Source organism: Nonomuraea sp. NPDC004702 (assembly GCF_053601695.1).
The window spans coordinates 13,824-26,729 of sequence record NZ_JBSGCE010000044.1 but is presented as its reverse complement, the minus strand read 5'-3'; the positions used below and the strand labels follow the sequence as shown (position 1 = coordinate 26,729).

General features: G+C 71.4%; 14 protein-coding genes. 11 read left to right on the top strand and 3 right to left on the bottom strand.

Annotated elements, in window-relative coordinates; all coding sequences use genetic code 11:
• The first annotated feature begins 19 nt into the window (after positions 1-19).
• The 8 genes from ACWEJ6_RS38315 (at position 20) to tsaD (ending at position 6,005) form a co-directional block, all read left to right on the top strand.
• Entirely contained in the window at positions 20-1,072 is a 1,053-nt protein-coding gene (locus ACWEJ6_RS38315) for an alpha/beta fold hydrolase (protein ID WP_387669239.1), read from the top strand.
• Entirely contained in the window at positions 1,072-1,524 is a 453-nt protein-coding gene (gene tsaE / locus ACWEJ6_RS38310; protein WP_352318666.1) for a tRNA (adenosine(37)-N6)-threonylcarbamoyltransferase complex ATPase subunit type 1 TsaE, read from the top strand. Before ACWEJ6_RS38315 ends, tsaE begins: the two co-directional genes overlap by 1 nt.
• A 211-nt stretch (positions 1,525-1,735) precedes the next feature.
• A complete protein-coding gene (locus ACWEJ6_RS38305; RefSeq protein ID WP_397165084.1) occupies positions 1,736-2,386 on the top strand; it encodes a hypothetical protein in 651 nt (216 codons plus the stop codon).
• A 3-nt stretch (positions 2,387-2,389) separates the two neighbouring features.
• Complete coding sequence (locus ACWEJ6_RS38300) at positions 2,390-2,926, top strand: class F sortase (RefSeq protein ID WP_352318670.1); 537 nt, start codon at positions 2,390-2,392, stop codon at positions 2,924-2,926.
• Positions 2,927-2,936: 10 nt separating this feature from the next.
• Positions 2,937-3,866 carry an aminoglycoside phosphotransferase family protein gene (locus ACWEJ6_RS38295; protein ID WP_387669235.1) on the top strand — a complete coding sequence of 310 codons (930 nt, stop codon included), beginning with the start codon at positions 2,937-2,939 and terminating at the stop codon, positions 3,864-3,866.
• Positions 3,867-3,893: 27 nt separating this feature from the next.
• Complete coding sequence (tsaB, locus tag ACWEJ6_RS38290) at positions 3,894-4,538, top strand: tRNA (adenosine(37)-N6)-threonylcarbamoyltransferase complex dimerization subunit type 1 TsaB (protein WP_387669233.1); 645 nt, start codon at positions 3,894-3,896, stop codon at positions 4,536-4,538.
• Positions 4,539-4,549: 11 nt separating this feature from the next.
• On the top strand, positions 4,550-4,981 hold the full coding sequence (rimI, locus tag ACWEJ6_RS38285) for a ribosomal protein S18-alanine N-acetyltransferase (protein WP_452430262.1): 432 nt from the start codon (positions 4,550-4,552) through the stop codon (positions 4,979-4,981).
• The gene (tsaD, locus tag ACWEJ6_RS38280; protein WP_352318676.1) at positions 4,974-6,005 is read left to right on the top strand and encodes a tRNA (adenosine(37)-N6)-threonylcarbamoyltransferase complex transferase subunit TsaD; all 1,032 of its coding nucleotides are present in this window, start codon (positions 4,974-4,976) and stop codon (positions 6,003-6,005) included. The genes rimI and tsaD overlap by 8 nt, the downstream gene beginning before the upstream one ends.
• 59 nt (positions 6,006-6,064) lie before the next feature.
• Here the strand turns inward: tsaD and ACWEJ6_RS38275 are convergent, their stop codons facing one another.
• The 3 genes from ACWEJ6_RS38275 to ACWEJ6_RS38265 all read right to left on the bottom strand — a co-directional run bounded on the left by ACWEJ6_RS38275 (position 6,065) and on the right by ACWEJ6_RS38265 (position 9,760).
• Positions 6,065-7,810: a hypothetical protein gene (locus ACWEJ6_RS38275; protein ID WP_358282168.1), complete on the bottom strand. Its 1,746-nt coding sequence runs from the start codon at positions 7,808-7,810 to the stop codon at positions 6,065-6,067.
• A 258-nt stretch (positions 7,811-8,068) separates the two neighbouring features.
• Positions 8,069-9,232, bottom strand: a complete 1,164-nt coding sequence (locus ACWEJ6_RS38270) for a class I SAM-dependent methyltransferase (protein WP_452430216.1) — start codon at positions 9,230-9,232, stop codon at positions 8,069-8,071.
• Between the two features lie 30 nt (positions 9,233-9,262).
• The gene (locus ACWEJ6_RS38265; protein WP_387669228.1) at positions 9,263-9,760 is read right to left on the bottom strand and encodes a MarR family winged helix-turn-helix transcriptional regulator; all 498 of its coding nucleotides are present in this window, start codon (positions 9,758-9,760) and stop codon (positions 9,263-9,265) included.
• Positions 9,761-9,864: 104 nt separating this feature from the next.
• Between ACWEJ6_RS38265 and ACWEJ6_RS38260 the strand changes: the two genes are divergently transcribed.
• The 3 genes from ACWEJ6_RS38260 to groL all read left to right on the top strand — a co-directional run bounded on the left by ACWEJ6_RS38260 (position 9,865) and on the right by groL (position 12,894).
• Entirely contained in the window at positions 9,865-10,719 is an 855-nt protein-coding gene (locus tag ACWEJ6_RS38260; protein WP_387669227.1) for an NAD-dependent epimerase/dehydratase family protein, read from the top strand.
• A 174-nt stretch (positions 10,720-10,893) separates the two neighbouring features.
• On the top strand, positions 10,894-11,205 hold the full coding sequence (gene groES / locus ACWEJ6_RS38255; protein ID WP_139628731.1) for a co-chaperone GroES: 312 nt from the start codon (positions 10,894-10,896) through the stop codon (positions 11,203-11,205).
• 69 nt (positions 11,206-11,274) lie between these two features.
• Positions 11,275-12,894 (top strand): chaperonin GroEL, encoded by a 1,620-nt coding sequence (groL, locus tag ACWEJ6_RS38250; RefSeq protein WP_352318685.1) that lies wholly within the window; start codon positions 11,275-11,277, stop codon positions 12,892-12,894.
• Positions 12,895-12,906: the final 12 nt, after the last annotated feature.

The following is a 12,906-nucleotide window of genomic DNA, read 5'->3' as shown; positions in this document are numbered from 1 at the left end:
GCGGAGAAGGATCGGGGACATGACGACGACAACACGGCGGCGCAGGGTCGGAATCGCCGGCGCGATCGTCGGAGCGGCGTCGGCCGGTGTCGCGGCGGCGGCTCTGGCCAAGCGCTACGCGGTCGGCCGGATCAGGCTGCGGCACGACGAGGAGGCCAGCGAGCCGTTCGGCGAGCTGCGCGGCAGGGAGCGCACGCTCGTCACCTCCGACGGGGTGGCGCTCCACGTCGAGATCGACGGCCCCGAGGACGCGCCGCTGACGATCGTGATGTGCCACGGCTACTGCCTCAACCTCGAATCGTGGCACTACCAGCGCAAGGAGCTGCGCGAGAACCACCGCCTGGTGCTGTGGGACATCCGCTCCCACGGCCGCTCGCAGCGCGGCACGGCCGACGACAGCACGATCGACCGGCTGGGCCAGGACCTCGCCGAGGTGATCGAGGAGTTCGTGCCCGGCCCGTGCGTGGTGGTCGGCCACTCGATGGGCGGCATGACGATCATGGCGCTCGCCGACAGCCGTCCTGAGCTGTTCGGCGACAAGATCCGGGCGGTCGCCCTCATCGCGACCTCGGCGGGCAAGCTGGCCGAGCTGACGCTGGGGCTGCCGGCGATGGTGTCCAAGGCCGTGCACAAGGTGGCGCCGTCCACGGTGTCGCTGCTGGGCAGGAAGGGCGCGCTGGTCGACAGGACCCGGCACGCGGGCAGCGACATCGCGTTCCTGATCACCCGCTACATGGGCTTCGGCGACTCCGCGAACGTGAGCCCGACCGTGGTCGACTTCGCCGAGTCGATGATCAGGCAGACCCCCACCGAGGTGTTCGCCGCCTTCTACCCGGCCCTGATGAACCACGACAAGTTGTCCGCGCTGCACGTCCTCGACCCGGTCCCGACCGCCATCGTCTACGGCGAGCGCGACTGGCTGACCCCGCCCGACCACAGCAGGGCCATCGCGGCGGCGCTGCCCAAGGCGCAGGTCACCGAGATCCCCGACACCTCCCACCTGATCCAGCTGGAGCGCCCGGGGATCGTCAACGACGCGCTGCGCGACCTGATCAAGCGAGTGGAGTTGTAGTGCGACTGGCGACAGCGGAGGACATGCGGGCCTACGGCGCCCGCCTGGCGGCCCACCTGCGGCCCGGCGACCTGATCGTGCTGTCCGGCCCGCTCGGCGCGGGCAAGACCACGCTCGTCCAGGGCATCGCCGAAGGTCTCAAGGTACGCGGGCCGATCACCTCGCCCACCTTCGTGATCGCCAGGGTGCACCCGTCGCTGCGGCAGGGCCCGCCCCTGGTGCACGTCGACGCCTACCGGCTCGGCGGCGACCTGGAGGTCGACGACCTCGATCTCGACGCCTCGCTGGAGGAGTCGGTCACCGTGGTCGAGTGGGGCGAGGGCCTGGTCGAGGGGCTGGCCGAAGACCGGCTGGAGATCCACATCGACCGGGAGACCGGCGACGACGCCCGCCTGGTTACCCTGCGCGGGGTGGGCGACCGGTGGGCCGACACGCCGTCTGATCCGGCCTAAGGCTAAAACCTCCGTCAATTTCCGGCAAAGCTGTCACCCTTGACGTACCGGACCGATGACATAAATCATGATCGTTGGTCAGGGATTTGCCCAGAATTTCTGGGTATCAGGAGGGGCGACATCCACATTTTTGGTGGATGCTGGGTGCAAGACGGCAAAGTGGGGTGCGGCGGTGCTCAGGGTCAGGCGAGTCGCGTACGCGGGTGCCATCATGGTGGTCGGGCTGACCGGGTGTGCGGCCTCGGCCGAGACCACACCGACAGGCACACCGACGGCCACAGCCACGACGTCCACCACCGCCACCACGACGACCACCGCCACGACCACGGCCACCGCGACCGCCCCGCCCACCAAGAGGCCGAGCATCGCGGTCCAGGTCAACCCCGACCGGGTCACCGCGGGGGAGACGTCCAAGGTGTGGATCCTGGCCAACTGCCCGCTGCCGTCCGGCGGACCGGCCCACACCGGCACCGCGACCTCGCGGGCGTTCCTCAACGGCGTCCCGCTCAACCCCGTGCCGGCCGGGTCGGCCACGCCGACCGCGACCAGCAGCCCGGCGAACGGCTCGCCCTGGGTCCGCGGCGAGGCGACGGTCTCCGGCACGGTCAAGCGCGGCTCGTACACCGTCGACGTCAAGTGCGACGGCACCAACGACGTCGGCAAGGCCACGCTCAAGGTGGCCAGGGCCGAGGCCGACCCGACCGGCGTGCCCACCAAGGCGCCCAAGGCGGGCGGCGGCGGCACCTTCGGCCGTGACGTCGACGACGAGTCCTCGATCCCGCTGGGCCCGGCCGGCGCGCTGGTGGCCCTGGTCCTCGTCGGCGGCGCGGTCGTGATGGTCAAGCGGCGCAGCCGGGCTTGATCGATGGCACGTCCAGGACGGGTGGTGCTCGCGGGCGCCGTCACGGGCCTGCTGCTGGTCGCCTTCGGCAAGAGCATGCAGAACTCCTCCACCCCGGCGGCGAGCGTGGTGCCCAAGAGCATCGACATCCCGTCGCTCGATCTTGAGGCCCCGCTGATGAAGCTCGGGCTGAGCAAGGACGGCGAGGTCGAGCTGCCGCCGTACGAGAAGCCGAAGATGGCCGGCTGGTACAGCGGCAGCGCGGTGCCCGGCGAGAAGGGCGCCTCGGTGATCATCGGCCACGTCGACACCAAGACCGCCCCGGCCGTGTTCTACAAGCTCAGGCAGTTACGCAAGGGCGAGACCGTCAAGGTGGAGCGCAGCGACGGCAAGGTCGTCAGCTTCAAGGTGGACGCCATCGAACAGGTCTCCAAGGACCACTTCCCCGCCCGGCGGGTGTACGTCGACGACGGACTCAAACTCGTCACCTGCGGCGGTAAGTTCGACTACGCCAGAGGCGAATATGTCGACAACATCATCGTCTACGCGTCCCGAGCCTGATCATGGAACGATGAGCACTGACCTCAACCCGCCGGCGTCCGGCGCCCGCGTGCCCTGGCAAGAGGTCCACCCGCTGGTGCGCGAGGCGGTCGAGGGCTTCCTCGGCGGCCGCGTCGTGGAGGCCGTCACCCAGGAGGGCGGCTTCTCACCGGCGGCCGCGGTGCGCCTGCGGACCGATGACGGCCGGCGCGCGTTCGTCAAGGCCGTCGGCCCCGAGCCCAACCCCGACAGCGTGCGCATCTACCGCTCCGAGCTCAGGAACGCCGCCGCGCTCCCCGAGTCGGTCCCCGCGCCGAAGCTGCTGACGGCGTTCGAGCTGGAGGGCTGGGTCGCCCTGGTCTTCGAGGACGTCGAGGCCGCCCACCCCCAGATGCCGTGGCGGCGCGACGAGCTCGACCGGGTCTTCACGGCCCTGAAGGAGATGTCCGCCGCGCTCACCCCGTCGCCGATCGAGGCCCGCACGATCGGCGAGGTCATGGGCGACTCCTTCCAGGGGTGGCGCAGACTGCTCGGCGAGGACACCGCCGGGCTCGACCCGTGGGCGCTGCGCCACCTGCCCGAGCTGGCCGAGCTGGAGTCCGGCTGGGAGGCGGCGGCGGCCGGCGACACCCTCGTCCACGCCGACCTGCGGGCCGACAACATCCTGCTCACGCCCGACCGCGTCTACGTGGTGGACTGGCCGTGGGCCTGCCTGGCCGCGCCCTGGTACGACCAGGTGGCCATGCTGCCGTCGGTCGGCATGCAGGGCGGGCCCGCGCCCCACGAGCTGTTCGACGATCCCGACCCGGCGGTCACCGCGGTCGTCGCGGCCCAGACCGGCTACTTCGTCCGGAACGGCCGGCTGCCCGATCCGCCCGGGCTGCCCACGCTCAGGGCGTTCCAGCGGGCGCAGGGAGTGGTCGCGCTGGAGTGGCTGAAACGGCGTACCGGCTGGGTGTGACCCGTCCGGCGGGTAGGCTAAACAGTCGTGCTGGTCCTGGCCTTTGATACCGCGACGCCCGCCGTCACCGCCGCCCTCCACGACGGTGAGCGGGTGCTCGCCGAGTCCACGACGATCGACGCCCGCCGCCACGGCGAGCTGCTCGTCCCCACCATCGAACGCGTGCTGACCGAGTCGGGCGCCGCCCTGCGCGACGTGACGGCCGTCGTCGCGGGCAGCGGCCCCGGGCCCTACACGGGTCTGCGCGTCGGGCTGATGACCGCCCAGGGGCTCGCGACGACGCTCGCCGTGCCCGCGTACGGCATCTGCACCCTCGACGCGGTCGCCTACGGCAGCGGGCTCGGCGAGCCGTTCCTGGTCGCCACCGACGCCCGGCGCAAGGAGGTGTTCTGGGCGCGCTACCAGGACATGCGCACCCGTGCCGGCGGCCCGTTCGTCGACCGGCCCGCCGACGTGCCCGTCGAGGGCCTGCCGGTCGTGGGCGCCGGCGCCGGGCTCTACCCCGACGTCCTGGGCCGCCACGACGCCCCGCCCTACCCCTACGCGGGCGCGCTGGCCGCGCTGGCCGCCGAGCGGCTGGCCGCGGGCGTCCCGCTCGACCCGCCGCGGCCCATCTACCTGCGCAGGCCCGACGCCGTGGTGCCGGGCGCGCCCAAGAGGGTGACGGCGTGAGACTGCGGCCGATGACCGAGGCCGACCTGCCCGCGGTCATGGCGATCGAGCGGGCCACGTTCCCGCTCGACGCGTGGAGCGAGGGCATGATGCGCGGCGAGCTGGCCGACATGCCGCGGTCGCGGCACTACGTGGTGGCCCTGGCCGACGACGAGATCGTCGGCTACAGCGGCATCGCGGTCGCGTCCGACCAGGCCGACGTGCAGACCATCGCCGTGCTGGAGAAGCACCAGGGCACCGGCATCGGCAGCGCGATGCTGACCGAGCTGCTGGCCGAGGCGCGGCGCAGGGGCGCGCGCGAGATCTTCCTGGAGGTACGCGCCGACAACCCGCGCGCCCAGGCGGTCTACCGGCATTTCGAGTTCGAGGAGATCGGCATCCGCCGCCGCTACTACGACGACGGCACCGACGCGATCATGATGAGAAGGAAGCTGGATGGCTGACGCACCCCTGGTCCTGGGCATCGAGACGTCGTGCGACGAGACCGGCATCGGCATCGTCAGAGGCCACACGCTCCTCGCCAACACCATCGCCTCCAGCATGGACGAGCACGCCCGATACGGCGGCGTGGTGCCCGAGGTCGCCTCCCGCGCCCACCTGGAGGCCATGACGCCCACGGTCGAGGCGGCGCTGGCCGAGGCGGGGCTCAAGTTCTCCGACATCGACGCCATCGCCGTCACCGCCGGGCCCGGCCTGGCCGGGGCGCTGCTGGTGGGCGTGGCCGCCGCCAAGTCGTACGCGCTGGGCCTCGGCGTGCCGCTCTACGGCGTCAACCACCTGGCCGCCCACGTGGCCGTCGACCAGCTCGAACACGGGCCGCTGCCCAAGCCGTGCATCGCCATGCTGGTCTCCGGCGGCCACTCCTCACTGCTGCTGGTGCCCGACGTGGCCGAAGACGTCATCTCGCTCGGCTCGACCGTCGACGACGCGGCCGGCGAGGCGTTCGACAAGGTGGCCCGGGTGCTCGGGCTGCCCTTCCCCGGCGGCCCGCACATCGACCGGGCCGCCCGCGAGGGCTCCGGCACGGCCGTCACCTTCCCCCGGGGCAAGATCGACGACGGCACGCTCGACTTCTCCTTCTCCGGGCTCAAGACGGCCGTCGCCCGCTGGGTCGAGGCGCGCGAGGCATCCGGGCAGTCGATCCACGTGCCCGACGTGGCCGCCTCCTTCCAGGAGGCCGTGGTCGACGTGCTGACCCGCAAGGCGTTGCAGGCGTGCAAGAAGTACGACGTGCACGACCTGCTGATCGGCGGCGGCGTGGCGGCCAACTCGCGGCTGCGGGCGCTGGCCCAGGAGCGCTGCGACGCGGCGGGCGTGCGGCTGCGGGTGCCCCGGCCGGGGCTGTGCACCGACAACGGGGCCATGGTCGCCGCTCTGGGGTCCGACCTGGTGGCGGCGGGGGTCACCCCCTCGACCCTGGAGATCCCGGCGGACTCGTCGCTGCCGATCACGACGGTCCACGTCTGAGCCCTGGCGGGGCCGGAGGCCGGCGGTGAGGCGCGGGAGGTGCCCCACCGCCGGGCGGGTCAGTCTTTGGTCCTGGTGGGCCGGAGCAGGGCCTCGGCCAGCGCCAGCATGGTCTCCTCCAGCGCGGCCAGCCGCTTGGTGAGGTCGTCGGTGGCCGGCTGCACGATGCCGCTGACCGTCTCGCTCAGCTCGTCGCGGTCGGGCCGGGAGCGCACCAGCTCGGTCAGCGCGTCGGCGGCGGCCGACAGGCGGTCGGCCTGCGCGCCGGCCTGCGACTCGATGAGCTCGCCGACCCGCTCGGGGATGGCCAGGGCAGCCGGGAGCTGGCTGACGTGCTGGTTCATGGCCTCGATGCGGTCGTCGACCGACTCCAGGTGCTCGCCGGCCTGATCGGCGCGGGCGGCCAGGCCGTTGAGATGGGTGTCGAGGCCGTTGAAGCGGCTGTCGAGCCCGCTGAACTGGCCGTCGAGGGTGTCGAACCGGGTGATCAGGTGCTCCTCCGCCTCGACCAGCCGCTCGTCGATCGACTCCATCTGGTTGTCGAGCTTGTTGAAGCGGCCCTCGCTGCGCACGGCGGTCTCGGCCAGACGCTGGTCGGTGGCCGAGGCGCGGTCGTCGAGCGCGCTCAGGCGGCCGTCGAGGGCGTCGAAGCGGTCGTCGTGGCGGACGAGGTGGCCGTCGATGGCGCCCATGCGCTTGCCGAGGCCGCCGAGCTGGCCGTCGACCGAGGTGAGGCGCTTGTCGACGCCGCTGATGCGGCCATCGACGCCGTCGAGCCTGGTGTCGATGTCGGCCAGGCACTCGTCGGCCGACTCCAGCCGGCCGTCGAACCCGGTGAGCCGGGTGTCGAGCCCCATGAGCCGGCCCTCGACCCGGTCGAGCCGGGAGTCGACGCCGTCGAGCCGCCCGCTGAGCCGCAGCTCGCTCTCCCCGAGCTGGACGGCGAGGTGCTGGTCGGCCTCGTCGAGGCGGGCGGTGAGCCGCTGCTCGACGTCGGCCAGCCGGACCGTGAGCCGCTGGTCGCCCTCGTCGAGCTTGGCGGCCAGGCGCTCGTCGGCGCGGTCGAGCCGCTCGTTCAGGCGCTGGGTCAGCCGCTCGTCGGTTTCGTCGAGGCGGCCGGCCAGGCGTTTGTCGGCCTCGTCGAGGCGGGCGGCGATGTGCAGGTCGGTGTCGTCGAGGCGGCCGGTCAGGCGCTGCTCGGCCGCGTCGATCTTGACAGCGACCTGCTGCGACGTGGCCGCGACGCTCTCGGCCAGCTCGCCGACCACGCTCTCGACCCGTTCGGCGCGGCCCGACAGGTCGGCCACCGACTTGTCGAGCCGGGTGAAGCGGCTGGCCGCGGCCTCCATGCTGGAGTTGAGCTGCGTCAGCTTGGCGGCGAAGCCGGACATGTTCTGGGTGATGCCGTCGGTGGTGTCGAGCACCGACTGCAGGCGTTTGAGCGCCTCGTCGACGGCCTCGCCCACGGTGCCCAGGTCCGCCCACAGGCTCGGCAGCTCGGCCACCGGCGCGACCCGGGCGTCGACGTGGCCGATCTTCTCCCCGACGGCGTCGACGTGGTCGCGCACGGCCTCGACGTGCTGGGCCAGGCCCTCCGCCCACATCGGCGGCTTGGCGGTGATGTCGTCGAGCCGCCCGCTCACCGCCTCGAGCGTGCCGCTCAGGCCGCCGAGCTCGCGTTCGCGCACCTCGCGCAGCAGCCACTCCATGCCTTCAAGACGCTGGCGGATCTCGTCGAGCACGGCTCCCTGGGTGCGCTGCTCGTAGACATGGTCCTGGGCGGCGCGCGCGAGGAGGTCTCGCATCCTCTCGGAGATGGCGGACTGGCCGCCTGCCTGAAGAAGGGTGGTGTGGTTGGAATGGTCCACCGAAAGGCTCCTTCGCTCGCCGACGGTCTGCCGCGCAGCGGTGGGATAGGTCCGGTTTGCAGATGAAAGGGCGAGTACGCGGGTTACCGCATAAGGGGGAGAACTCCCGCCCGTCCACCTTAGCCTTTCGATCAAGGTCAGGCGGCGTCGAAGTGAAAGATCGTATTTAGCGGAAGAATGACCGCTTTGGAGTGTTCAGGCAGGTGGGAGGGGGTTACAGATGATAACTGAAGGCTTATCGAGAATGCGGGTCAGGATAATGACGACCGAGTTCTCGCCGGAAAGGCGGAGATCGGCGCGCAGGCGTTCGATGTCGATCGCCGACGCGCGTTTCTTGATGGTGACATTTCCGATCCGGCGTTCGCGGAGAGCCGCGCGGAGTTTTTTCAGCGAGAACGGCATGACCTCGTCCACCTCGTACCCGGAGGCCCAGGGGGTGTGGCTGGGCTCGTCGGCGGTGATGTAGGCGATCATGGGGTCGGGCAGGCATCCGCCGATCAGCTCGGCCACCTCGCCGACGAGGTGGGCCCGGATCGCGGCGCCGTCGGGCTCGTAGACGTAGCGGCCCATCGGGCCGACGGCGGCCTGGACGCCGGTGGCGGTCAGCGTGTGCCCGCCGGGCAGCAGGGTGGCGCGCCGGGCGGGGCCGACCTGGGGGCCGGTCCAGAGGGTGGCCTCCTTGACCTCGCCCTTGTAGGAGACCCATTCGGCCTCCGCGCCCTCGGGGATGAACTCGTACGGGATGCCGGGGGCGACCTTGAGACAGGCCCGCGGCGCCCGTGCGACCAGGTCGAGCACGACCGGCCAGGGCGGCGAGTAGGCCATGGGGTCGAACGTCCGGCCCTTGCCGCTGCGCCGGGCCGGGTCGGCGAACAGCGCGTCGTACTCCTCGGGCCGGACCTGCGCCGCGTCGCCCACGCGCACCCGCGCCCGGCCGGCCAGCCCGAGGGCGTCGGCGTTGGCGCTCGCCACGGCGACGGTCAGCGGGTCGAGGTCGACGGCGTCGACCTCGCAGCCGGCGCGGGCGAGCGCCAGGAGGTCGCCGCCGACCCCGCAGCAGGCGTCGATCACCCGTCCGGCGCCCATGCGCCGGGCGCGGTGGTCGGCGACCTCCCGGCGGGTGGACTGCTCCAGGCCGTGCGGGGTGAAGTACATGACCGCGGCGTCCGCGCCGAACTTCGCCGCGGCCCGCTCGCGCAGCGCCGCCTGCGTCAGCGCGGCGGAGGTGAGCGCCGCGTCGTAGGTGCGGCGCAGCCTGGTCGCCGCCGCGACCGGATCGGTCCCGGCCAGCTCCGCGGCCTCGGCGAGCGCCCGCTGCCCGCGCGGGGTCAGCAGCTCGCCGAAGGCGTCGAGATCCATGTACGCACTCCGCTCACAACTCGGGATCGCTCACAGGGAGGTGTCGCCCAGGGAGACCAGCAGGCTGCGCAGCAGCCCGGCCAGAGCCTCGCGCTCGCCCTCGGACAGCCCGGCGAGCAGCCGCTCCTCGTTGGCGGCGTGCCGGACGAGCATCTCGTCGGCTACCTTCCTGCCCTCGTCGGTGAGGGCGACCAGCGTCATGCGCCGGTTGTGCGGCGCCGGCCAGCGGTGGACCAGGCCGCGCCGGACCAGGTGGTCCATCCGGTTGGTGAGCGCGCCGGGGCTGACCATGGCCGAGCTGGACAGGTCCTTCATGCACATCGTGGCGTCGGCGCCGCTGCGCAGCAGCGTGGCCAGCATGTCGAACTCCCATGCCTCCAGCCCGTGCTCGGCCAGGAAGTCCTTCACGCCGCGCTCCAGCAGGCGCGAGGCGCGTGAGATCCGGCCGATCACGCCCATCGGGGACACGTCGACGTCGGGCCGTGTCCGCGCCCACTGTCCGAGAATCACGTCCACCGCGTCATCCACGGGGCTCACCCTACCAAAGCTTCGACGTTGAAATGTTCGGCATCGTGCGGTACTGTCCACGACGTCGAAATGTTCAACGTAGAAATTTTCGAGGTAGGTTCATCATGAAGGTGCTGGTGCTGGGCGCGACGGGGTACATCGGCGGCGCGGTGGTCGAGCGGCTGGCCGAGCAGGGGCACGAGGTGGCCGTCCTGGTGCGGCCCGCCGCCGACGGCTCCCGGCGCGTGCCGGGCGTGGCGGACGAGCGTCACGGAGACCTGAGCGACGTCGCGGGGCTGGCCGCCGCGATCACCCCGGACATCGACGCGATCGTGGTCGCCGCCCAGCTCGGCGGCGACAAGGAGGCCGACCTGGCCGCGATCGGCGTGCTCGCCGCGTCGGGCCGGAAGGTGGTCTTCACCAGCGGCGTGTGGGTGCTGGGCGCCACCGCCGACGGGCACGAGGACAGCCCGGCCGACCCGATTCCGCTCGTGGCGTACCGGCACGAGATCGAGCAGCTGGTCATCGACGGCGGCGGCTCGGTGATCCGGCCCGGCGTCGTCCACGGGCGCGGCGGCGGCATCCCCGCCATGATGCGCGCGCAGGCCGCCGAGCGTGGGGCCGGGGTCTACGTCACCGCCGGCGGCGAGCCGCACACCTGGACGTTCGTGCACGTCGACGACCTGGCCGAGCTCGTCGTGGCCGTCCTGGAGAGGGGCGGCGCCCGCGTCTACCACGGCATCAGCGAGGAGGCCGTGCCGGTCGCCGAGGTGGCCGAGGCGGCGGCCCGGTCCGCGGGCGTCAAGCCGCAGGCCGAGCCCTGGCCGCAGGCCGAGGCGGCCCAGGTGCTGGGGGCGGGCTTCGCCGAGGCCCTGGCGCTCGGCCAGCGCATCAGCGCGACACGCACGCGCGCCGAACTCGGCTGGAACCCCTCCCGGCCCGGCGTCGTCGCCGATCTGACCGAGGGTTCCTACGTCTGATCGCTCTGAGCAGACGCGTTCGTGTTGACTGTCAAGGCCCTCTTGCATATGTTTCCTGTTGGCACTCTCACCTTGAGAGTGCCAACGTGCGACGAGGCAGGTCTGACACCCGCGACGGCAGGCCCCGCTGGTCGCCTCTTCTAGATCATTCAAATCTGAAGGGGAGGTCCGATCGTGACGACCGCCACCAAGGTTCCCGTTAAGCCGCTCGGCGACCGCATCGTGGTTCAGCCGCTTGAGGCAGAGCAGACCACCGCTTCCGGTCTGGTCATCCCGGACACCGCCAAGGAGAAGCCGCAGGAGGGCAAGGTCCTCGCGGTGGGCCCCGGCAACTGGGATGAGGACGGCGACAAGCGTATTCCGCTCGACGTCTCCGAGGGCGACGTCGTCCTCTACAGCAAGTACGGCGGCACCGAGGTCAAGTACGGCGGCGAGGAGTACCTCGTGCTCTCCGCCCGCGACGTTCTCGCGATCATCGAGAAGTAAGCCGGTTGTGTCGAGCCCCGGGCGCTCTTGAGGGCCCGGGGCTTTCGACGCCAGGAGAGGACTTTCAGCATGGCGAAGATCCTGCAGTTCGACGAGGACGCCCGTCGCGCGCTTGAGCGCGGTGTCAACGCCCTCGCGGACGCCGTGAAGGTAACCCTCGGCCCGCGTGGCCGTAACGTCGTCATCGACAAGAAGTTCGGTGCGCCGACGATCACGAACGACGGTGTGACCATCGCTCGTGAGATCGAGCTGGAGGAGCGCTACGAGAACCTCGGCGCCCAGCTCGCCAAGGAAGTTGCCACCAAGACCAACGACATCGCGGGCGACGGCACCACCACCGCCACCGTGCTGGCCCAGGCCATGGTCCGCGAGGGCCTGCGCAACGTGGCCGCCGGCGCCTCGCCGCTGTCGCTCAAGCGTGGCATCGACAAGGCCGCCAAGGAGATCAGCGACCGGCTGCTGGCCAGCGCGCGCGAGGTGGGCGACAAGAAGGAGATCGCCAACGTCGCCACCATCTCCGCCCAGGACGCCAAGATCGGCGAGCTGATCGCCGAGGCGTTCGACAAGGTGGGCAAGGACGGTGTCCTCACCGTCGAAGAGTCCAACGCCATGGGCATGGAGCTCGAGTTCACCGAGGGCATGCAGTTCGACAAGGGCTACCTGTCGGCCTACATGGTGACCGACCCCGAGCGCATGGAGTCCGTCCTGGAGGACGCGTACATCCTGCTCACCCAGGGCAAGATCTCCTCCATCGCCGACTTCCTGCCGCTGCTGGAGAAGGTCGCCCAGACCAAGAAGCCGCTGCTCGTGGTCGCCGAGGACGTCGAGGGCGAGGCCCTGGCCGTCCTGGTCACCAACAAGATCCGCGGCACCTTCACCTCCGTGGCCGTCAAGGCCCCGGGCTTCGGTGACCGCCGCAAGGCGATGCTCCAGGACATGGCGATCCTCACCGGCGGCCAGGTCGTCAGCGAAGAGGTCGGCCTCAAGCTGGAGCACGTCGGCCTCGAGGTGCTCGGCACGGCCCGCCGCGTCGTCGTCACCAAGGACGCCACGACCATCGTCGACGGCGCCGGCGACCAGCAGGCGATCGAGGACCGCGTCAAGGAGATCAAGATTGCCATCGAGCAGTCCGACTCCGACTGGGACCGCGAGAAGCTGCAGGAGCGTCTGGCCAAGCTCGCCGGCGGTGTGTGCGTGCTGCGCGTCGGCGCCGCCACCGAGGTGGAGCTGAAGGAGAAGAAGCACCGCCTTGAGGACGCGATCTCCGCGACCCGCGCCGCGATCGAGGAGGGCATCGTCTCCGGCGGTGGCTCGGCCCTCATCCACGTGGGCAAGGAGCTCGACGACCTCGGCCTGACCGGCGACGAGGCCACCGGTGTCGGCGTCGTGCGCCGCGCGCTGGTCGAGCCGGCCCGCTGGATCGCCGAGAACGCCGGCCTGGAGGGCTACGTGGTGACCCACAAGGTCGCCGAGCTGCCCGCCGGCCAGGGCCTCAACGCCGCCACCGGCGAGTACGTCGACCTGATCGCCCAGGGTGTCATCGACCCCGTCAAGGTGACCCGGTCCGCGGTGCAGAACGCGGCTTCGATCGCGGGCATGCTCCTGACGACCGAGGCGCTCGTGGTGGACAAGCCCGAGGAGGAGGCTCCGGCCGCCGGCCAGGGCCACGGCCACGGTCACGGCCACTGACCCGGCTGTTTC